Source organism: Hypericibacter terrae, from assembly GCF_008728855.1.
Taxonomy (GTDB): Bacteria; Pseudomonadota; Alphaproteobacteria; order Dongiales; family Dongiaceae; genus Hypericibacter; species Hypericibacter terrae.
Map to the genome: position 1 here is coordinate 2,645,766 of NZ_CP042906.1, position 21,110 is coordinate 2,666,875.

Below are 21,110 nucleotides of genomic sequence, written 5' to 3' on the forward strand. Positions count from 1 at the left end.
ATGCTGCTCGCCGTCAACGCCAACAACACCAACGTGAAATTCGCCGTCTATGACGGCGAGGCGCTGCGCGGCGACTGGCGGCTCCATACCAACCCGGCGCGTACTGCCGACGAATATCTGGTCTGGCTCAATCAGCTGATGGGCCTTTCGGGGCTCAGCATCAAGGATATCGACGGCACAGTCATCGCCACCGTGGTGCCGCCCACGCTCTTCAATCTGCGCCAGCTCTGCGACCGGCATTTCCACACCAAGCCCCTCATCGTCGGGGAGCCGGGAGTCGAGCTCGGCATCAAGGTCCTGGTGGATCGTCCCCAGGAAGTGGGCGCCGACCGGCTCGCCAACGCCGTCGGCGGGCATCTGCTGTTTCCGGACGAGGCGATCGTCGTGGTCGATTTCGGCACCGCCACCACCTTCGACGTGATCGCGGAATCCGGAGACTATTGCGGCGGCGCGATCGCGCCCGGGATCAATCTCAGCCTCGAGGCGCTTCACGGCGCCACCGCCAAGCTGCCGCGCATCGCCGTCGAGAAGCCGCCGCGCGTCATCGGCAAGGACACGCTGGGGGCCATGCAATCCGGCATCTATTGGGGCTATATCAGCCTGATCGAAGGTGTCGTCGCCCGCATCCGTGAGGAATGGGGCAAGCCCATGCGCGTGATCGCCACCGGCGGCCTCGCGCCGCTGTTCCATGGTAGCACCCCCGTCATCGAGCGGCTCGAGCCGGAGATCACCATGCGCGGCCTGGTCGAGATCTATCGCCGCAACGACGGGCGCCGCAACGCCGGGCGCCGATGATCGATCCACCGCGCGCCGACGAGCTCCTGTTCCTGCCCTTGGGCGGAGCCGGGGAGATCGGCATGAACCTCACGCTGTACGGCCATGACGGCAAATGGCTGATGGTCGATCTGGGCGTCACCTTCGGCGACGACGCCACGCCCGGGATCGAGGTCATCATGCCCGATCCGACCTTCATCGAGGACCATGCCGACCGGCTGGCGGGGCTGGTCCTGACGCATGCCCATGAGGACCATATCGGCGCCGTGCCCTATCTCTGGCCGGATCTCGGCTGCCCCATCTACGCGACGCCCTTCACCGCGGCGGTCCTGCGCCGCAAGCTGATCGAATCCGGCATGGAAGAGGAGGTCGAGATCACCGAGATCCCGCTCTCCGGCCGCTTCAAGATCGGGCCGTTCGATCTGGAATTCATCACGCTCACCCATTCGATCCCCGAGCCCAACGCGATCGCGATCCGCACGCCCTGCGGCACGATCCTTCATACCGGAGACTGGAAGCTCGATCCCGACCCGCTCGTGGGCGAGGTCACCGACGAGGAGGCGCTCAAGCGGCTGGGCGCCGAGGGCGTGCTGGCGATGGTGTGCGATTCCACCAACGCGCTGGTGCCGGGCCATTCGGGTTCGGAGGCCCTGGTGCGCGCCAACCTGACCGAGATGATGGGGCGGTTCGACGGCCGCATCGCCGTCGCCTGCTTCGCCTCGAACGTCGCGCGCGTGGAAAGCGTCGCGCGCGCAGCGGCCCATCACGACCGCCACGCCGCCCTGGTGGGGCGCTCGCTCTGGCGCATCAACCGCGCGGCGCGCGACACCGGCTATCTGGCGGACCTGCCGGATTTCGTCAGCGAGCATGACGCGGGTTTCCTGCCGCGCAACAAGGTGGTGCTGCTCTGTACCGGCAGCCAGGGCGAGCCGCGCTCGGCGCTGGCGCGCATTGCGCGCGGCGAGCATCCGGCGGTGACGCTCGAGGCAGGCGACGCCGTGCTGTTCTCCTCCCGCGTCATTCCCGGCAACGACAGGGCGATCGGGCGGTTGCAGAACGACCTGGCCAAGCTCGGCGTCGAGATCGTGACCGAGCGCGACAATGCGATCCATGTCTCGGGCCATCCGGCCCGCGACGAGCTCATCGCCATGTACCAATGGGTCCGCCCGCAGATCGCCGTGCCCGTGCATGGCGAGTATCGCCATCTGATGGCCCATGCGCGGCTCGCCCATGACTGCCAGGTGCCGCAGACGGTCGTCTCCACCAACGGCGATGTGATCCGCCTGGCGCCGGGGCCGGCCAAGAAAATCGGCGAGGTTCATTCCGGCCGGCTGGGACTCGACGGCAAGGTGCTGATGTCGCTCGACGGCGAGGCGATGCGGCTGCGCCACCGCATGCTCCATAATGGCACCGCGGTCGCGACCCTGGTGCTGGACGACACCGGCCTCCTGGCAGCCGACCCGCAGATCTCGATCCAGGGGCTGCTGGAGCCGGACGAGATGGCGGAGGCCCGTGAGGATGCCGCCGATGCCGTGCGCACGGCGCTGGTGAAGCTCAAGCCCGCCGACCGCAAGCTCGACGCGCCGGTCAAGGAGGCGGCGCGCCTCGCCATCCGCAAGACATTGCAGAATCTCCACGGGAAGAAGCCGCTGACCGAAGTCCATCTGGTGCGGCTCTAGGCCCCTTGGACGCGCCCGGCGCTTCGGGCAGACTCAAAGCCCGCAGACGCAAAGGAACAGGAACCATTGCCGTGATCGGACGCCTCAACCATGTGGCGATCGCCGTGCCCGACCTGGAGGCGGCCGCCAAGACCTATCGCGAGACGCTGGGGGCCAAAGTCTCGCCGCCACAGGCCGAGCCCGCTCATGGCGTGACGGTCGTGTTCGTCGAGCTGCCCAATACCAAGATCGAGCTGCTGCATCCCCTGGGCGCCAACTCTCCGATCGCGCCGTTCCTGGAGCGAAATCCCTCGGGCGGCATGCATCATCTCTGTTTCGAGGTCGACGACATTCTCGCCGCCCGCGACCGGCTGAAGGCCGAGGGCGCGCGGGTGCTGGGCGACGGGAATCCGAAGATTGGCGCCCATGGCAAGCCGGTGCTGTTCCTCCACCCGAAGGATTTCATCGGGACTCTGATCGAGCTGGAGCAGGTATGAACCCCGTCACCGGCATCGTCGTCTATTTCATCATCTGGTGGACCGTGCTGTTTGCGGTGCTGCCCTGGGGCGTGCATGTGCCCGACAAGGTCGAGACGGGCCATGCCGAAAGCGCCCCGGACCGGCCCTTGCTGCTGAAGAAAGCAATTGCAACCACGCTGATCTCGGCGGCGATCTGGATCGGCTTCTATTTCCTGCATCGTTCCAATCTGATCTCGTTCCGGGCCCCCTGACCTGGGGGCCGCACTCTTCCGATCGAGGTTCCATGAGCAGCTATTGCGATATCGCCCCCGGTCATCCGTTTCACGGGCCCTATCATGAGAGCGAATACGGCTTCCCGAATGCCGACGAGAGCGCGCTGTTCGAGCGGCTGGTGCTGGAGATCAACCAGGCCGGCCTCTCCTGGCTGACGATCCTGAAGAAGCGCGAGGCCTTCAAGGCGGCCTATGCCGATTTCGATGTCGACCGTGTCGCGGCCTTCAAGGCGCGCGACAAGGCGCGCCTCCTGAAGGATGCAGGCATCATCCGCAACCGGCTGAAGATCGAGGCGGCGATCGAGAACGCCAAGCGGATCCAGGCGCTGCGGGAGAGCCACGGCTCCTTCGCCCAATGGATCGACGCCCATCATCCTTTGACCAAGGAGGAGTGGGTCAAGGTCTTCAAGAAGACCTTCCGCTTCACCGGCGGCGAGATCGTGGGCGAGTTCCTGATGAGCCTGGGATATCTGCCGGGCGCCCATCAGCCGGACTGCCCGACCTATAAGCGGATCGCCAAGCTCAAGCCGGCCTGGATGAGGACGCGCTGAGGCGCTTCAGGCGCGGAAGAAATCGAGATGCCAGGTCATCTCGTCATTGTTCATGGGCCAGCCGCCGGCCCGCGGCTGCAGCAGCTGCTTGGGCGGAATGCCGGCGAGCCTGAGCTGGATCTGCGTGGCGAGACGCGGGCTGACGCCGGCCTTCCAGGCCAGGGCGACGATGCCCTTGGGGCCCCGGGCCGAGAGGATCTTGCCGGCGATCGCATTGCCGAGCTCGCTGAGGATGCCGAGGGCTGCGATCGCGAAGGCGCGGTCGCCGCTGTCGAGAGCCGCGGCCAGGCTCGCTTCGTCGAGCTTCCCCTGCTTCTTGAGCCTGAGCGCCCGGTCCTCGGCTGACTCCTTCGAGGCCGACGCCTTCGCCGCCGCGACCATCTCGGGTTCGGCCAGCCGGGTCGCGACCGCCGCCGCCACCGCCTCGCGCGCCGCCGGATCGAGATCCTGGCGCTGCTCCAGGCGGCGCAGCAGGGTCGCCGCCACGAAGGACGCGATGCGGGTGACGATGCGCGCGGGCAACGCCGGACGATCGACCAGCGGCGGATGCCAAGTCGGATGGGCCGGTGCCCGATCGACCAGAAGATCCAGCGTCTCCTCGCGGATCTGCGCGGAAGGATTGCCCAACAGCGCCGCGATGGCCGCTTCATCGCCGACATCGGCGAGGGCGTCGGAGAGCTCGAGGCTGAGGCCATCGCGCTGCGCGATCGCGCGCCTCGCGCCCTTGACCTGCGGTGCGGCAATGATCGCCAGCAGGTCGTCGTCCGTCAGCAGCGGCGAGAACCGCAGAACCGGCCCGCAGACGGCGAGCTCGACGTCGCGCGCCAATGCGCGAATGACGTCGGGCGGCACATTGCCGGAATCCTTCAGGGCTTCCGAGACGATCGCGCGGATGCGGGAGACCTGGTCGCGCGCCAGGGCCCGGACCATCTCCAGCACCCGCTCGCGAACCTGACTCTGCGCATCCGGGTCGAGGTTGGGAAGGAGGCGCGCGACCTTCAGCGCCAGATCGCCGCGTACGTTGGCATCGGGGTCCTGGAGCAGCAGCAGGTCGGCTTGAACCGGGGTCTGCGGGTTGGCGGCGATTTCGCGCCGCACGGCGGACGCCCGGTCGTTCGCGAGGTAATAGAGGATCTCCGGCCGCGCCTCGCGCTCGCGCGCGAGCTCGCGCCGCACGGTCGCGTCGGTATGGGCGGCCCGACTCTTCTCGCGCTCATACTCCGGGTCCTGCTGGCCCCTGGCGACGATCGCGCTCATCGGACCCTCACGGGCGGCGCCAGTTCGCAGCGATTCTTGCCGCCGCGTTTGGCGCGATACATCGCCGCGTCGGCGCGCGCGAGAAGATCGTCGACGGCTTCGGCCGTCGCCGGATCGAAGCGCGCGATGCCGATGGAAATGCCGAGCGGCGGCTCGGCACCCTCGAGCGCACTGGCGCATTCCCGCACCGTCGCGATCAATCCTTGCGCTTTGGCCAGGGCGCCGGCCTCGTCGGTCTCCGCGGCCCACAGGGCGAACTCGTCGCCGCCAACGCGTGCCGCCAGGTCTCCCGCGCGCGATCCGCGGCGCAGACGATCGGCGACCTGCACCAGCACCGCGTCGCCGCGCTCATGGCCGAAGCGGTCGTTGATCGGCTTGAAATTGTCGAGGTCGAGATAGAGCAGGACCCCGCCGCGCCCGGTGCGGCGCGCATGCTGCAGCCAGCGCTCCAGATCGGCGGTGAAGCTGCGGCGGTTGAGGAGGCCGGTCAGGGCGTCCGTATTGGCCAGGGCCGCGAGCGCGTCATGCTGGCTGATCTGGGCCATCGCGATCCCGAGATGGCCGGCGATCTCGCGCATCAGGGCATGATCGGATTTGCTCCAGGGGGTCCCCTGGTCGCGGGTCCGCCAGATCGCGACGGCGCCATTGGCCGCCCGTCGATAGCTGGTCACGAGCGCGAGACCCTTCATGGACTCCGTGTCGCAAGTCCGCGGCTCTTCGACGGCGTTGCGGTCCGCCTTGGACCACTCCTGCAGCAGGACCGGCAGGTCGATCGGGGGGACGGCCATCGTTCCGCTTTGCGCCACTAGGCGCGGAGGGCCTTTCTCACAACGCCAGATGCAGCCGAGCTCGGCACCGAGCGCGTGGGCCAGGGTGCTCGCGGCCTTGTTCAGCATGGCGTCCGGCTCGACCTCCTCGCGGATCGTGCGCGCGATATAGGCCAGGAGGCGCTCATGGTGACGGGCCTCGAGCAGGGCCGTTTCCTGGGCGTCGGCGGCGGTGATGTCGCGGCAGAGCCCGCGCGCGCCGGTGATCTCGCCGTCGGGTCCGAGCAGCGGCAGGGCCGAGATGGCGACCCGCGCGGCCGCGCCGTCGGCCCGGCGCATCCACATCTGGCGGGCCTCGATGCGCTCGCGCGCGGCGAAGGGCTGTTCGCTCAGGAGAGCGTCGTCTTCGTCGATCGCGAGCGTGGCGGGGTCGCGGCCGAGCAAGGCCACGGCGGGATAGCCGAGACCGCCCTGGGGCGAGACGAACACGAACCGACCGCTCGAGTCCGTTTCCCAGGCGAAGTCGCTCGAGATATCGACGAGGTCCTTGAAGCGCTGGCGGGACTCGATCAGGGCCGATCGGATCCGGGCCTGGAGGGTGACGTCGCGGCCGACCAGGAGCAAACCGCCCGAGACCGGGACCAGGCTCGGCTCGACTGTCGAGGCGCCGGACGGCGAGGGCAGGATCACGGGCTCCAGGGTGCAGGCCGCCTTGCGGGTTGCCAGCTCCGCCTTGTCGGCCCCATCGGGCGCCAGGACGGCCAGGAGTGCCTCGCCCGGGGCGTTGGCGGCGACGACACGGCCCGTCGCTGCCAGCAGCGCGAACGGACCCGGCCAGCGGTTCGCGAGATCGGCATAGGGAGAGAGGGGCAGGGCGTCCCCGCTGGGAATCGCCACCCCGGTCTCAATCCAGGGCTCGATCGCCGTCTTCATCGGGTCGCCTGTCGGAGAGCAAAGACAAGCCTGACTATCCGACCTCTCGCTTTAAGGACGCTTAAGGTTCGGCATCCCCTGGAAAGGAATATTGAAATTATAGTTAATACAATTACTTATAACGCTTCTCGCGGAACTTGCATGAGCTTGATCTGCGGGCAAAAAAAAGCGAGCAGGTTGCCCAGCTCGCCTTCGGTTCCTGTGCCATCCCATTCGGTTCGCGCCATTTGGGGGGCGCTTCTACCGTCGGGGCGCGTTTCCCGCGCTCCCTCATCTCCCAGAACCCGGGCCACGCCGGTTGACCGGCAGTTTGACCACGATTGAAATATATGAGGATTCCCGCTTGCCGTCACGCGGTTTTCGCAATGACGAACGGCGCTCGCAAAGCGGGCAAGGGCGGGGGCAGGGTGCCCAAAGAGAAAGCGGGCCGGCACCATCGAAGGGCCGGCCCGCGATGCCCGTCGGGGCAGGGTCAGATCAGCGCGAACTTGAGGATGAAGGCGATCGCGAGGATCGCCACCGCCGGATGAATCTCACGCCAGCGGCCCGCCATCAGCTTGATCGCCGCATAGGTGATGAAGCCGAGCGCAATACCATTCGCAATCGAGAAGGTGAGCGGCATCGCGATCGCGGTGATCACCGCCGGCGCATATTCGGTGACGTCCTCCCAATCCACTTCGGTGAGGCCCCGCGTCATGATGCAGGCGACGAAGAGCAGCGCCGGCGCGGTGGCATAGGCGGGAACCGTCCCCGCCAGCGGCGACAGGAACAGCGCGGCGAGGAACAGGATCGCCACCACCACGGCGGTCAGGCCGGTCCGGCCGCCGGCGCGAACGCCGGCGGCGCTTTCGATGTAGCTCGTCGTGGTCGAGGTGCCGAGGGCGGCGCCCACCATGGCCGAGCTGCTGTCGACGATCAGGGCCTTGCCGATGCGCGGCAGCTTGCCGTCCTTGTCGAGCAGGCCGGCCCGGTGCGCGACGCCGATCAGCGTGCCGGTGTTGTCGAACAGATCCACGAACAGGAAGGTGAAGACGATCGCCGCCAGGCCGAGGCTGAAGGCGCCGGCGATATCCATCTGCAGGAAGGTCGGCGCGATGCTGGGCGGCATCGAGAACACGCCCTGCGCCGGGCTGACGCCGAGCGCCACGCCGGCCGCCGTCACCAGCAGGATCGCGATGATGATCGCCCCCGGCACGCGCCGCGCATCGAGCGCCGCCATCACCACGAATCCCAGCGATCCCAGGATCACCGGCCAGACGGTCAGCGGCCCGAGCGTCACGAAGGTCGCCGGATCGGCGACGATGACGCCCATTTCCTTGAAGCCGATGATGCCCAGGAAGAGCCCGATGCCGGCCGAGATCGCCATCTTCAGGCTCTTCGGAATCGCGTTGATGATGTATTCGCGGACCGGAAGGATGCTGAGGATCAGGAACAGGATGCCGGACAGGAACACCGCGCCCAGCGCGACCTGCCACGGGTAATGCATCCCGTTGACGACCGCGTAGGTGAAATAGGCATTGAGGCCCATGCCGGGCGCCAGCGCGATCGGATAGTTGGCAAACAGCCCCATGAAGGCGCTGCCGAAGGCGGCGGCAAGGCAGGTCGCGACGAAGACGGCGCCGATGTCCATCCCGGCTGCCGACAGGATCTGCGGATTGACGAAGATGATATAGGCCATGGTCAGGAACGTCGTGACGCCGGCCAGAATCTCGCGCCGCACCGTGGTCCCGTGCGACGTCAGGTCGAACAGTTTCTCAAACATGCTAGGCCCCTCGTGATACAACGAGCGACCCTGACGCGCCGGACCGCCGCGGCCGATGCCGGGGTTAGGTTTTATTAATCCCCCGGCGCCACCCTGACGGCATGACGCGCTGTATCGCTCGCATCCCCTGGTTGCTCCTGCTCGCCCTCCTGGGTCTTCCCGCCCTGGGGCCCTCGCCCCTCATGGCCGGCGAGCCGCAACTGACGGTGAAAAGGGAGGATTGCGAAGCCCTTGTCAAGTATCGCCAGCCCCCCGGCGTGGCCTATGAACCGGGCGTCGATGCCTATGGCAACCCGGTGGCGCCGGCGGATCTGCCGGGCTCGAATCAACAGCTCAACCTGCCGCCCCTGATCGCCGTTCCGATCGACGTCGATCTCCAGGACCGCTATCACATTCCGGCCAACTCGCCGCTGTTCGAGGGGGACGCGATCGTCGGCATCGCCGTTTCCGACCTCAACGGCAATGTGACCTTCAACGGCCAGCCCCTCGGCGATCCGGAAGCGGACGCGCTGGCCGAAGCCTGCGCCCGCGGCCTGAGCCAGGGGCACTGACGGCCCTTCCGCCACCTTTTCGACGCGATTCCGGGGTCTCCTCCGAGACCCCATGCGCGGGCTTCGCGCATGGACAGGGCAAGGGCCATTGCCTACAGTCCCGACCCATTTCCGTTGGCGCCGTCCGGCCCCGGCATCGCCGGGGACCCGCCGCCGATCCACCGGGTTTCCGCTTCGCAAGGATGATCAATGCGGCTGACGAGCTATTTTCTGCCCACCCTCAAGGAAACGCCTGCCGAGGCGCAGATCGTTTCGCATCGGCTGATGCTGCGCGCCGGCATGATCCGCCAGGCCAGCGCCGGGATCTATTCCTGGCTGCCGCTGGGCTTTCGGGTTCTGAAGCGCATCGAGCAGATCGTGCGCGAGGAGCAGGACCGGGCCGGCTGCCAGGAAGTGCTGATGCCGACGATCCAGTCGGCCGATCTCTGGAAGAAGTCCGGGCGCTATGGGGATTACGGCAAGGAAATGCTGCGCATCACCGATCGCCATGACCGCGAGATGCTCTACGGGCCGACCAACGAGGAGCTGATCACCGACATCTTCGCGAGCGAGATCCGCAGCTACAAGGAGCTGCCGAAGCTCCTCTATCACATCCAATGGAAGTTCCGCGACGAGGTGCGGCCCCGTTTCGGCGTGATGCGCGGGCGCGAATTCCTGATGAAGGACGCCTATTCCTTCGACATCGACTATGCCGGCGCGCGGCGCGCCTACAACAAGATGTTCGTGTCCTATCTGCGCACCTATGCGCGGATGGGCCTCAAGGCGGTTCCGATGGCGGCCGATACCGGTCCCATCGGCGGCGATCTCAGCCACGAGTTCATCATCCTGGCCGAGACCGGCGAGAGCCAGATCTATTGCCATAAGGACCTGATCGAGCGCGACGTGCTGGCGCTCGAGGTGGACTACGAAGGCGATCTCGAGCCGGTCGTCCAGAGCTGGACCAATGTCTATGCCGCGACCGACGAGAAGCATGATCCGGCACGCTACGCAACCGTGCCTGCCGACCGCCGCGTCGAAGCGCGCGGCATCGAGGTCGGGCATATCTTCCATTTCGGCACGAAATATTCCGAACCGCTCGGCGCCAAGGTCAGCGGCCCCGATGGCGAGATGACCTATGTCCAGATGGGCTCCTACGGCATCGGCGTGTCGCGTCTGGTCGGCGCCATCATCGAGGCCAGCCACGACGATGCCGGGATCATCTGGCCGGACAGCGTGGCGCCGTTCCATGTGGGCCTGGTCAACCTCAAGGTGACGGACGCCGCGGCCGCCAAGTTCTGCGACGATATCTATGCCCGGTTCCGGCGCGCGAACATCGAGGTCCTCTATGACGACCGCGACGAGCGCGCCGGCGCCAAGTTCGCGACCATGGACCTGATCGGCCTGCCCTGGCAGCTGGTGGTCGGCCCGCGGGGCCTCGCCAGCGGCACCGTCGAGCTCAAGCGACGAGCCACCGGCGAGAAGCAGGAGCTTTCGCTCGATTCCGCGCTTTCCAAGCTCGGCCTCTAACCGGCGACAGGGCAAGGAGTCCGGCGCTTGATGTTTTCCGCCTTCGAACGCATGGTGGCGATGCGCTATCTGCGCGCGCGCCGCCGCGAAGGGTTCATTTCCGTCATCGCCGGCTTCTCGCTGCTGGGCATCGGGCTGGGCGTGGCGACCCTCATCATCGTCATGTCGGTGATGAACGGGTTCCGCGCGGAATTGCTGACGCGGATCCTCGGCCTCAACGGTCATATCACCATCACCTCGGCGAACGGGCCGCTGCTGGACTACAAGGGCATCGCCGACGCGATCCGCGACATCCCGCAGATCGTCAGCGTGACGCCCATGATCGAGGGCCAGGTGATGATCACCGCCGGCAGCCAGGCCGCGGGCGCGCTCGTTCGCGGCATGGAGCTCGAGGATCTGCGCAAGCACAAGGTGATCGCCGACCATATCGTCGCCGGCAGCCTGGACGATTTCAAAGGCACCGACGTGATCGCGCTGGGCTCGCGCCTGGCGGCGCGCATGGGCGTGACCACCGGTGGCGAGGTGACGCTGGTCACGCCGCAGGGCCAGACCACGCTGATGGGGGCGATCCCCCGGATGAAGACCTACAAGGTCGTGGCCGTGTTCGAGATCGGCATGTACGAGTACGACAACAGCTTCGCCTATGTGCCGATGGAAGCCGCCCAGCTCTATTTCAAGCTGCCGCAGGCGGCCAATGCGCTCGAGGTGATGGTGACGGATCCCGACCATATGTCGGCGCCGGTGCGCGAGCTCTATACGCGCCTCGGCTCCGCCTATCGCCTGTTCGACTGGCAGGGGGCGAACTCCAGTTTCTTTACCGCCGTCCAGGTCGAGCGGAACGTGATGTTCATCATCCTGACGCTGATCATCATCGTGGCGGCCTTCAACATCATCTCGGGCCAGATCATGCTGGTGAAGGACAAGGGCCGCGCGATCGCGATCCTGCGCACCATGGGGGCCACGCGCGGCATGATCATGCGCATCTTCCTGATGACGGGAGCGAGCATCGGCATCGTCGGGACCGCCTTCGGCTTCGGGCTGGGGCTGGCCTTCTGCAGGAACATCGAGACCATCCGGCAATGGCTGCAGAAGCTGACCGGCACGCAGCTCTTTTCCCCGGAGATCTATTTCCTCTCCAAGCTGCCCGCCGTCATCGACTGGAATGAGGTCATTGCGGTCGTCGGCATGGCCCTGGGATTGTCGCTGCTGGCGACGCTCTATCCGTCCTGGCGCGCGGCGCGGCTCGATCCGGTCGAGGCCCTGCGCTATGAGTGAGGTGGCGCGCACGCCGACCCCGATCCTGCGTCTTCAGAATGTGAAGCGCGGTTTCGGCTCAGGCGCGACCCGGATCGAGGTCATCCTGGGCGCCAGCATGGAAGTCTCCGCCGGCGAGATGGTCGCCCTGATCGGCCCCTCCGGGTCGGGCAAGTCGACGCTTCTGCAAATCTGCGGACTGCTCGAACCGGCCGAGGCGGGAAAGATCGAGATCGCGGGCCATGACGCGGGCGCCATGTCCGATGGCGAGCGCACCGCCGTGCGCCGCTCCACCATCGGGTTCGTCTATCAGTACCACCATCTCCTGCCCGAGTTCTCGGCGCTGGAGAACATCGTTATTCCGCAGATGATCGCCGGCACGCGCCGGCGCGCGGCCGAGGCGCGGGCCCATGAGCTGCTGGCGCAGGTGGGCCTCTCGCAGCGCGAGCGGCACCGACCGGCCGAACTCTCGGGCGGCGAGCAGCAGCGCGTCGCCATTGCCCGCGCGCTGGCAAACCGTCCGGCGCTGCTCCTGGCCGACGAACCCACCGGCAATCTCGATCCCCACACCGCCGGCGACGTGTTCGCGGTGCTGGCCAAGCTGGTGCATGAGCTGGGATTGGCGGCTCTCATCGCCACCCATAACCTCGATCTTGCGGGGCGGATGGACCGCACCATCACCATCCGCAACGGCGAGCTCGGCCATATCGCGGGCACGGTGAGTTCCCGCGCCAGCTTCACCTAGCGCTGGTCGCGCCAGAACGGCCGGGCCGAGCTGTATTCGGCGCGGAGATAGCGCACCTTGTAGTTGCCCCGCCGTGGCTTCGGCCGTCCGACGAGGTCGAGCCAGCGCTCGCGCCATCCGATCGGTTCGAAGCTTCCCGCCTGCAACTCGCCCTGGCGGCGGATCACGATGTCTCCGCTCGAACGGCGGCCCTCGACCCGCCAGGCGATCGAGGGAATATCGAGGTCGTAATCTGCTTCCTCGATCGGCAAAGGCTGGAGGGGCGCCGTCCAGAACGCCGCGCCCGAAGGTTCGTAAAGCGCCAGGATCAGCGAGCGCAGCGACCAGAGGGGACTGGCTGGGCCGGAATAGGGATCGAGCAGGCCGGGTTCCGAGCCTTCGTAACCCTGCGTCACGATCCCGGCCCGGATGGCACCCCGCGGCACGAGACGTCCCCACACCGCGGCCATCGCCCGCCGCGCGAGGCCGGGCGATATGGTTTCCGGATGGCGGCGCTGGGCCGCAATCAGGGGTGCCGGGATCGCCAGGCGATAGGGAATGCTGCGCCCGATCATGGGCAAGCCGGCGGGCGAGATCAGGCCTGCGTAGCACTTGGCGAACTGCCGCAAACCCTTGTCGAGGAATTCCGGATCGAGCACGGGCGCCAGCTCCCGGACCCAGAACAGCCCGTAATGGAAACCCCAGGCGTTGTAATAATCGACCTTCTGGCGCTTGCCGTCCGCATACCAGCCCGCCCCGAGATGGAAGCGGCGCAGGCGCGCATAGTGATCGCGTCCGCCCGACGGCAGATCCTCGGCATGGAAATGCCGCAGCACCAGCAGGATGGTGACGGGAAAGAGATGCCAGTTGTTGTCATAGACCTCGAGCGCCGCCAACGCGCGCAGCCAGTTCGCAATCATGTCCCGCTGCACCTCGCTCAGCCGCGGCCAGACCGACCCGCGCGACAACCAGAGGGCCAGCGCGATGTCGGCGGCCTCGCAGATCCGCTGATCGGTGCGGGTCGGCAGCCCCCAATAGCCGGGGGCCGCGGGATCGGTACCGGAGAGAAAGCCCTGCAGCAGCAGCGTCGGCAACTCGACCCGCTGTCCGTCCAGCGTCTCGACCGATTCCGGGCGTCCCGCGGCCAGCCAGGAACCGATCAGCGGCGCGAAGCGGCTGAAGCCCTCGATGTCGTCGATGTCGCGGCCGTGATTGCTGGGCAGGCCCGGATAGGCGGCGCGGCTGCCGTCGGAGGAGCGCCATTCGAGAAAGCCGGTCAGGAGATAGCGGAACAGCCAGACATAGGCAGGCTCCTCGGCAGCCGCGTCGCCCGAGAAGAGCCGGCGAAGCTCGCGGTCATGGCGCCGCCATGCGCCGAGGCGCAGAGGCTGGCCACCGGACCGGATCGCCACCTCTTGCAGGAGTTTCTTGAGCCTGTGGCCTCGCACGCGTCGAGTCGCCCGATCTCGCCCCGAAAATGACGCCCGACCTTAGGGGCGGAGGGCCGGGGACGGCAAGGAGTCCCCCCTTGCGACCTTGCGGCGTTCGCCCGGCTGGAAGCGCCCGACCGGTCGTGCCATCCTTCGCCCATGCCCCACGCCGATTTCATCCATCTGCACGCCCATTCCGCCTATTCGCTGTCGGAAGGCGCGCTCAAAATCAAACAGCTCGTCGAGCTGTGCAAAAAGAATGCGATGCCGGCGATCGCCATCACCGACAGCGGCAATCTCTTCGGCGCGCTCGAATTCGCCATGGCGGCCAAGGAGGCCGGCGTGCAGCCGATCATCGGCTGCCAGCTCAATATCCGTCGCGAGACCGCCGAGGGCGGACCGACCCGTCCAGGACATCGGGTGGCGCCCGACAAGCTCGTGGTGCTGGCCCAGAACGAAGCCGGCTACGCCAACCTGATGCAGCTGGTGAGCCGTTCCTTTCTCGAAGGCGAGCCCGGCAGCGAGCCGCAGCTTTCGCTGGCCCAGCTCGAGGAAGCCAACGGCGGATTGATCGCCTTGACCGGCGGCGCGCATGGCGCGGTGGGGCGTCTGCTCGCCGACGGCCAGATGCCGGCAGCCGAGGAGGCGATCGCGTCGCTCGATCGGCTGTTCCCGGGCCGGCTTTATATCGAGCTCCAGCGCCATGGCCTGCCGGTGGAACGGCGCATCGAGCCGGCCCTGCTCGAAATGGCCTATGCCCGCAATCTTCCGCTGGTCGCCACCAACGACGTGTTCTTCTCCGACACGGCGATGTACGAGGCGCATGACACGCTGCTCTGCATCGCCGCCGGCAGCTATGTCGGCGAGGCGCAGCGCCGGCGCGAAACGCCCGAGCATCGCTTCAAGAGTGCGGCCGAGATGCGGGCGCTGTTCGCGGATCTGCCGGAGGCGATCGACAACACGCTGGTGATCGCCCGGCGCTGCGCCTTCATGCCCAGCTCGCGCAAGCCGATCCTGCCGCCCTTCACGGGTCCCCATGGCGAGACCGCGGAAGTCGAGCTGCGCCGCCAGGCGGAACTCGGGCTCGACGAGCGCATGATCGCCGTGGCCCATGCCGACGAAACCGCCGAGCAGCGCGCCGAGCGCATCAAGCCCTATCGCCAACGCCTCGAGTTCGAGCTCGACGTGATCAACCGGATGGGCTTCGCCGGCTACTTCCTGATCGTCGCCGACTTCATCAAATGGGCGAAACGCGAGGGCATCCCGGTGGGGCCGGGCCGCGGCTCGGGTGCCGGCTCGGTGGTCGCCTGGTCGCTCACCATCACCGATCTCGATCCCTTGCGGTGGAAGCTGCTGTTCGAACGCTTCCTCAATCCCGAACGGGTCTCGATGCCGGACTTCGACATCGATTTCTGCCAGGACCGGCGCGACGAGGTGATCCGCTATGTCCAGAAGAAATACGGCCGCGATCGCGTCGCGCAGATCATCACCTTCGGCAAGCTCCAGGCACGCGCGGCGCTGCGGTCGGTCGGCCGCGCACTGCAGATGCCCTATGGCCAGGTCGACCGCATCTGCAAGATGGTGCCGAACAACCCTGCCAAGCCCGTCACCATCCAGGAAGCGGTCAACGGCGAGCCGCTGCTGCAGCAGATGCGCGACGACGATCCGCAGGTCGAGCGCCTGATCGATGTCGGCATCCGCCTCGAGGGGCTTTACAGCCATGCCTCGACCCATGCCGCCGGCGTGGTGATCGGCGACCGGCCGCTGGCCGAGCTGGTGCCGCTCTATCGCGATCCCCGTTCGGACATGCCGGTGACGCAGTTCAACATGAAATATGTCGAGCTGGGCGGGCTGGTGAAGTTCGACTTCCTCGGCCTCAAGACCCTCACGGTGCTGCAGCGCGCCTGCGAGCTGCTGAAGGAGCGCGGGGTCGAGATCGATCTGGCGAACCTGCCGCTCGACGATGCCCGAAGTTACGAGCAGATGGGGAGGGGTGAGACGACCGGCGTGTTCCAGCTTGAAAGTTCCGGCATGCGCGACGTGCTGCGGAAGCTCAAGCCCGACCGGTTCGAGGACATCATCGCCGTGGTGGCGCTCTACCGCCCCGGCCCGATGGACAACATCCCGAACTACATCGCCTGCAAACATGGCGAGGAGCAGCCGGACTATCTGCATCCGGCGCTCGAGGGAATCCTGAAGGAAACCTTCGGGATCATGATCTATCAGGAACAGGTCATGCAGATCGCCCAGGAGCTGTCGGGCTACAGCCTCGGCGGCGCCGACCTGCTGCGCCGCGCCATGGGCAAGAAGATCAAGTCCGAGATGGACGCCCAGCGGAAGGATTTCGTCGAAGGCGCCAAGAAACGCGGCGTGCCCGAGGCGAAGGCGGTGCAGATCTTCGAGCAGGTCGAGAAGTTCGCCGGCTACGGCTTCAACAAGAGCCACGCGGCCGCCTACGCGCTGGTCGCCTATCAGACCGCCTGGCTCAAGGCCAACCATCCCGTCGAGTTCCTCGCGGCCTCCATGACCTACGACATGGGGAACACCGACAAGCTGAACACCTTCCGCCAGGAGCTCGATCGCCTCCGCATCAAGCTGCTGCCGCCCGACATCAACCGCTCGCGCGCCGGCTTCACCGTCGAGCGCGACGAGGCCGGTGCGCTCGCCATCCGTTATGCGCTGGCGGCCGTCCGCAATGTCGGCGCCGGCGCCATCGACGCCATGGTCACGGAACGCGAGGCCAATGGGCCGTTCAAGGACCTGGCCGATTTCTCGCGGCGGATCGATCACAAGCACCTGAACAAGCGCCAGCTCGAAAGCCTGGCGGCGGCGGGTGCGTTCGATCGCCTGCTGGCCAATCGCCGCCGCGTGTTCGAGGCGGTCGAGCAGCTGCTGCGTCACGCGACGCTCGCGGCCGAGGAGCGCACCAGCGCGCAGGTCAGCCTCTTCGGCGGCGGCATGGTCGAGCCGCCGCGGCTCCAGCTTCCGGATCTGCCGGACTGGCCCGCCATCGACCGGCTGCAGCATGAGTTCGAGGCGATCGGATTCTACCTGTCGGCCCATCCGCTCGACGCCTATGAGACGACCCTGAAACGGCTCGATGCTGTCCGCTATGGCGGCCTTGGCGCCTGGCTGACCGGCCGGCCCACCAACCGCGCCAAGCTCGCCGGCATCGTCGTCGGCAAGCAGGAGCGCACCTCGGCCAAGGGCAACCGGTTCGCCTTCGCCCAGCTTACCGACGCCAGCGGCATGTATGAGGTCACGGTCTTCTCCGAGACGCTGGCGGCGGCGCGCGAGCTGCTCGAGCCGGGCAAGGCCGTGCTGGTCACGGTCGATGTGCGGGTTGAGGAGGAGAGCTATCGCCTGACGGCGCAATCGATCGTTTCGCTCGATCAGGCGGCCGCCCAGGCGGCCGTGGGTTTGCGGGTGTTCCTCAACGATCCCAAGCCGGTCGAAAGCCTCAAGAGCATCCTCGCTCGCCAGGGCAAGGGCCGCAGCCGCGTGGCGCTGGTGCTGGAACTCGATCGCGACCATGAAGTCGAAGTTTCCCTGCGGGAGACCTTTGCCCTCTCGGCCCAGGCCCGGGCCGCCATCAAGGCCATTCCCGGGATCGTCGACGTCCAGGAAATCTGACGGCGGCCCGTACCAGAAGTTATATATATCAATAGGTTACGCTGACCTCGTGCCCCGAAAACCGGTTCTGGTGCCGATCCAGCCCTCCTGCGGCATGGCTAAGCTTGCGTTCCGACAGGCAAATCGGTAGAAACCGGCGCGTAAATCCACACGCGGCGGCTTTGCGGCTATGGCGGGGAGAAATCCCGCCGGTCGCTCCGGTGCCTGAGGTCGGTTCGTCCGGTCCTCGGGTCTCCCTGGCCCCGCGGAGGTCTAACCGGAAAAGGAAGTATCTCGCATGGCAATGCCAACATTCACCATGCGCCAGCTCCTGGAGTCTGGCGTTCATTTCGGCCATCACACGCGCCGCTGGAACCCGAAGATGGGTCAGTACATCTTCGGCGTCCGCAATGGCGTTCATATCCTCGATCTCGAGCAGACGGTGCCGATGCTGCACCAGGCGCTGCAGGCGGTTCGCGACGTGGTCGCGGGCGGCGGGCGCGTGCTCTTCGTCGGCACCAAGCGGCCGGCCTCTGAGAAGATCGCGGAAGCGGCCAAGCGCTGCGGCCAGTATTACGTCAATCACCGCTGGCTCGGCGGCATGCTGTCGAACTGGAAGACCATCTCCAATTCGATCAAGCGGCTGCGCGAGCTCGACGAGAAACTGTCCGAAGGCGGCCAGGGCTTCACCAAGAAGGAGCTGCTGCAGCTGACGCGCGAGCGCGACAAGCTGGACCGCGCGCTGGGCGGCATCAAGGAGATGGGTGGCCGTCCGGACATCCTCTTCATCATCGACACCAATAAGGAAGGCATCGCGGTTGCCGAAGCCCGCAAGCTCGGCATCCCGGTCGCGGCCGTGGTTGACAGCAACTCCGACCCGGCCCACATCACCTATCCGATCCCGGGCAACGACGACGCCACGCGCGCGATCGCGCTCTATTGCGATCTCGTCTCGGACGCCGTGCTCGACGGCCTGCAGGCCGAGGCGATCGCGACCGGCGCCGACGTCGGCGAGGCCGAGCAGGCCCCGGCCGAGCCGCTGCCCGTGGCTGCCGCCGAAGAGGCTCAGCCCTCCGCCTGATTTTCGCGACGGTCGGACGACGCTGACGGCGCATTGCCGCCCGCGTCGTCCGGACCGGCTTTCGCACCAACCGACAGACTGGACGAGGAATCACATGGCTGACGTATCCGCAGCGCTGGTGAAAGAACTGCGCGAGAAGACCGGCGCAGGAATGATGGACTGCAAGAAGGCGCTGGGCGAAACGGCCGGCGATCTCGAGCAGGCGGTCGACTGGCTGCGCAAGAAGGGTCTTGCCGCGGCGGCGAAGAAATCCGGTCGCGTCGCGGCCGAGGGGCTTGTCGGCGTGGTCGCCGAGGGCCCGCGCGGCGCCGTGGTCGAGGTCAATGCCGAGACCGACTTCGTGGCGCGCAACGAGCAGTTCCAGGATTTCGTCCGCAAGGTGACCGCGATCGCCGCCGCCAAGGGCGCCGACGTGGCGGCCCTGGCGCAGCAGCCGTTTCCCGGCGAGGGCAAGAGCGTCGCCGAGAAATTGACGCAATTGATCGCCACCATCGGCGAGAACATGAATCTGCGTCGGGCAACCGAGGTGAAGGTCGGGCAGGGTATCGTGGCGAGCTATGTCCACAACGCGACAGCACCCGGCCTCGGCAAGATTGGCGTGCTGGTCGGCCTGGAATCGACCGGCGACAAGGAGAAGCTGGCGGCACTGGGCAAGCAGCTCGCCATGCATGTGGCGGCCGCCAACCCGCAGGCGCTCAGCATCGCCGAAGTCGATCCCAAGCAGCTCGATCGCGAGCGCGCGATTCTCGCGGATCAGGCGCGGGCGTCGGGCAAGCCCGAAGAGATCATCGCCAAGATGGTCGAGGGTCGCCTGCGCAAATATTACGAGGACGTGGTTCTGCTCGAGCAGCTCTATGTCGTCGACGGCGAAAGCCGGGTGAAGCAGATCCTGGAGCAGGCGGCCAAGACGGTTGGCGCCCCGGTGAAGGTCACCGGTTTCGTCCGCATGGCGCTGGGCGAGGGGATCGAGCGCGAGCAGAAGGATTTCGCGGCGGAGGTCGCTGCCCAGCTCGGGCACTGAGGCGAGGGACCTCCGGGGCCGGCGCGGGCGAGCCCCTTCGGGCTCACCCGCCCGGAAGCCTGCCGCGGCAGGCCGCTTGGTGTATGATCCGCCCGGCCCGGCGCCGAATCGCCCGGCGGCTGGAACCTGGCACCCGGTTGGCAAAGGGGTAGGGAGCGATGTCGGAACAACTCGCGAAGAAGGCCAAAGCCGCCGACGCGCCCGGTCGTTTTCGACGTGTTCTTCTGAAGTTGTCCGGCGAGGCCCTGATGGGGTCGCGCGAATTCGGATTGGACCCCGCCACGGTCGAACGCACCGCGCGCGAGGTGGCAACGGCCAGCCAGCTCGGCTTCGAGCTCGCTCTGGTGATCGGCGGCGGGAATATCTTCCGCGGCATCGCCGGCGCCGCCCAGGGCATGCAGCGCGCGAGCGCCGACTATATGGGCATGCTCGCGACCGTCATCAACGCGCTCGCGATGCAGAACGCGCTGGAGAACATGGGCGTGCAGACGCGCGTTCTCTCGGCCATTCCGATGTCGACGGTCTGCGAGCCTTACATTCGCCGCCGCGCCATGCGCCATCTGGAAAAGGGGCGTGTCGTCATCTGCGCGGCAGGAACCGGCAATCCCTTCTTCACCACCGATACCGCCGCATCGCTGCGCGCCTCGGAGCTGGGTTGCCAGGCCCTGATGAAGGGGACCAAGGTCGACGGCGTCTACAGCGCCGACCCGAAGCATCATCCCGATGCCAAGCGTTTCGATCGCCTGACCTATCTGGAGGTCCTGTCCAAGGATCTCAAAGTCATGGACGCGTCCGCGATTTCGCTGGCACGGGAAAGCAAGATCCCCGTGGTGGTGTTCTCGATGCAGAAGGACGGAGCCCTTGCCGACGTCCTCGCCGGACGCGGCAAATTCACGATCATTACGGACGAGGTATAGCCGTGCCAGACGCCATGACAGCCGATCTTCAGCGCCGCATGGACAGCGCGATCGAAGCGCTGCAGCGGGAGTTTTCCGGACTGCGAACGGGCCGCGCGTCGTCCCATCTGCTCGACAAGGTGGTGGTCAAGGCCTATGGCAGCGACATGCCGATCAACCAGGTCGGCAACGTCAACGTGCCCGAGCCGCGCATGATCTCGGTCCAGGTCTGGGACCGCGGCCTGGTGATCGCGGTCGAGAAGGCCATTCGCGAAGCCGGCCTCGGCCTCAATCCGGTCACCGACGGCCAGCTCGTCCGCATCCCGATCCCCGAGCTCAGCCAGGAGCGCCGCCAGGAGCTCACCAAGATCGCGCATAAATATGCCGAGCAGGCGCGCGTCGCGGTGCGAAATGTGCGCCGCGAGGGCATGGAAGCGCTGAAGAAGATGGAGAAGGACGGCAAGATCTCCCAGGACGATCACCGCCACCGCTCGGACGAGGTCCAGAAGATGACCGACGGGCACATCAAGAAGGTGGACGAGGCGCTCGCCCAGAAGGAAAAGGAGATCATGCAGGTCTGAG

At 66.8% G+C, this 21,110-nt stretch carries 18 protein-coding genes; 14 read left to right on the plus strand and 4 right to left on the minus strand.

The window, feature by feature from the left end; genetic code table 11:
* The 5 genes from FRZ44_RS12060 to FRZ44_RS12080 all read left to right on the plus strand — a co-directional run bounded on the left by FRZ44_RS12060 (position 1) and on the right by FRZ44_RS12080 (position 3,734).
* Positions 1 to 795 carry a type III pantothenate kinase gene (locus FRZ44_RS12060; protein ID WP_151177420.1) on the plus strand — a complete coding sequence of 265 codons (795 nt, stop codon included), beginning with the start codon at positions 1 to 3 and terminating at the stop codon, positions 793 to 795.
* The gene (locus FRZ44_RS12065) at positions 792 to 2,453 is read left to right on the plus strand and encodes a ribonuclease J (protein WP_151177421.1); all 1,662 of its coding nucleotides are present in this window, start codon (positions 792 to 794) and stop codon (positions 2,451 to 2,453) included. The genes FRZ44_RS12060 and FRZ44_RS12065 overlap by 4 nt, the downstream gene beginning before the upstream one ends.
* A 71-nt stretch (positions 2,454 to 2,524) precedes the next feature.
* Positions 2,525 to 2,929, plus strand: coding sequence for a methylmalonyl-CoA epimerase (mce, locus tag FRZ44_RS12070; RefSeq protein WP_151177422.1), 405 nt, complete (start codon positions 2,525 to 2,527; stop codon positions 2,927 to 2,929).
* Positions 2,926 to 3,162 carry a DUF1467 family protein gene (locus tag FRZ44_RS12075; protein ID WP_151177423.1) on the plus strand — a complete coding sequence of 79 codons (237 nt, stop codon included), beginning with the start codon at positions 2,926 to 2,928 and terminating at the stop codon, positions 3,160 to 3,162. The genes mce and FRZ44_RS12075 overlap by 4 nt, the downstream gene beginning before the upstream one ends.
* Positions 3,163 to 3,194: 32 nt before the next feature.
* The gene (locus FRZ44_RS12080; RefSeq protein ID WP_151177424.1) at positions 3,195 to 3,734 is read left to right on the plus strand and encodes a DNA-3-methyladenine glycosylase I; all 540 of its coding nucleotides are present in this window, start codon (positions 3,195 to 3,197) and stop codon (positions 3,732 to 3,734) included.
* Between the two features lie 6 nt (positions 3,735 to 3,740).
* Here the strand turns inward: FRZ44_RS12080 and FRZ44_RS12085 are convergent, their stop codons facing one another.
* From FRZ44_RS12085 to FRZ44_RS12095, 3 genes are all read right to left on the minus strand, one after another.
* Complete coding sequence (locus tag FRZ44_RS12085) at positions 3,741 to 4,991, minus strand: DUF2336 domain-containing protein (protein ID WP_151177425.1); 1,251 nt, start codon at positions 4,989 to 4,991, stop codon at positions 3,741 to 3,743.
* Positions 4,988 to 6,691: a sensor domain-containing diguanylate cyclase gene (locus FRZ44_RS12090; protein WP_151177426.1), complete on the minus strand. Its 1,704-nt coding sequence runs from the start codon at positions 6,689 to 6,691 to the stop codon at positions 4,988 to 4,990. The genes FRZ44_RS12085 and FRZ44_RS12090 overlap by 4 nt, the downstream gene beginning before the upstream one ends.
* A gap of 472 nt (positions 6,692 to 7,163) precedes the next feature.
* On the minus strand, positions 7,164 to 8,453 hold the full coding sequence (locus FRZ44_RS12095) for an NCS2 family permease (RefSeq protein ID WP_151177427.1): 1,290 nt from the start codon (positions 8,451 to 8,453) through the stop codon (positions 7,164 to 7,166).
* Positions 8,454 to 8,635: 182 nt separating this feature from the next.
* On the opposite strand from FRZ44_RS12095, the gene FRZ44_RS12100 reads away from it, so the two are divergent.
* The 4 genes from FRZ44_RS12100 to FRZ44_RS12115 all read left to right on the plus strand — a co-directional run bounded on the left by FRZ44_RS12100 (position 8,636) and on the right by FRZ44_RS12115 (position 12,509).
* A complete protein-coding gene (locus FRZ44_RS12100) occupies positions 8,636 to 9,004 on the plus strand; it encodes a hypothetical protein (protein WP_151177428.1) in 369 nt (122 codons plus the stop codon).
* Positions 9,005 to 9,193: 189 nt separating this feature from the next.
* Complete coding sequence (proS, locus tag FRZ44_RS12105; RefSeq protein ID WP_151177429.1) at positions 9,194 to 10,510, plus strand: proline--tRNA ligase; 1,317 nt, start codon at positions 9,194 to 9,196, stop codon at positions 10,508 to 10,510.
* Between the two features lie 27 nt (positions 10,511 to 10,537).
* On the plus strand, positions 10,538 to 11,785 hold the full coding sequence (locus tag FRZ44_RS12110) for a lipoprotein-releasing ABC transporter permease subunit (protein WP_151177430.1): 1,248 nt from the start codon (positions 10,538 to 10,540) through the stop codon (positions 11,783 to 11,785).
* Positions 11,778 to 12,509, plus strand: a complete 732-nt coding sequence (locus FRZ44_RS12115) for an ABC transporter ATP-binding protein (RefSeq protein ID WP_151177431.1) — start codon at positions 11,778 to 11,780, stop codon at positions 12,507 to 12,509. Before FRZ44_RS12110 ends, FRZ44_RS12115 begins: the two co-directional genes overlap by 8 nt.
* On the opposite strand, the gene FRZ44_RS12120 is transcribed toward FRZ44_RS12115, so the two are convergent.
* Complete coding sequence (locus FRZ44_RS12120) at positions 12,506 to 13,900, minus strand: DUF2264 domain-containing protein (RefSeq protein ID WP_191908553.1); 1,395 nt, start codon at positions 13,898 to 13,900, stop codon at positions 12,506 to 12,508. The two genes, FRZ44_RS12115 and FRZ44_RS12120, sit on opposite strands and share 4 nt — an antisense overlap.
* Positions 13,901 to 14,077: 177 nt before the next feature.
* Between FRZ44_RS12120 and dnaE the strand changes: the two genes are divergently transcribed.
* The 5 genes from dnaE to frr all read left to right on the plus strand — a co-directional run bounded on the left by dnaE (position 14,078) and on the right by frr (position 21,109).
* Entirely contained in the window at positions 14,078 to 17,551 is a 3,474-nt protein-coding gene (dnaE, locus tag FRZ44_RS12125) for a DNA polymerase III subunit alpha (protein WP_151177433.1), read from the plus strand.
* A gap of 277 nt (positions 17,552 to 17,828) precedes the next feature.
* Positions 17,829 to 18,611, plus strand: a complete 783-nt coding sequence (gene rpsB, locus FRZ44_RS12130; protein WP_151177434.1) for a 30S ribosomal protein S2 — start codon at positions 17,829 to 17,831, stop codon at positions 18,609 to 18,611.
* Positions 18,612 to 18,705: 94 nt separating this feature from the next.
* Positions 18,706 to 19,632, plus strand: coding sequence for a translation elongation factor Ts (gene tsf, locus FRZ44_RS12135; RefSeq protein ID WP_151177435.1), 927 nt, complete (start codon positions 18,706 to 18,708; stop codon positions 19,630 to 19,632).
* Positions 19,633 to 19,790: 158 nt separating this feature from the next.
* Complete coding sequence (pyrH, locus tag FRZ44_RS12140; RefSeq protein WP_151177436.1) at positions 19,791 to 20,549, plus strand: UMP kinase; 759 nt, start codon at positions 19,791 to 19,793, stop codon at positions 20,547 to 20,549.
* Positions 20,550 to 20,563: 14 nt separating this feature from the next.
* Positions 20,564 to 21,109 carry a ribosome recycling factor gene (gene frr, locus FRZ44_RS12145; RefSeq protein WP_151177437.1) on the plus strand — a complete coding sequence of 182 codons (546 nt, stop codon included), beginning with the start codon at positions 20,564 to 20,566 and terminating at the stop codon, positions 21,107 to 21,109.
* The last annotated feature ends 1 nt before the right edge of the window (position 21,110 follow it).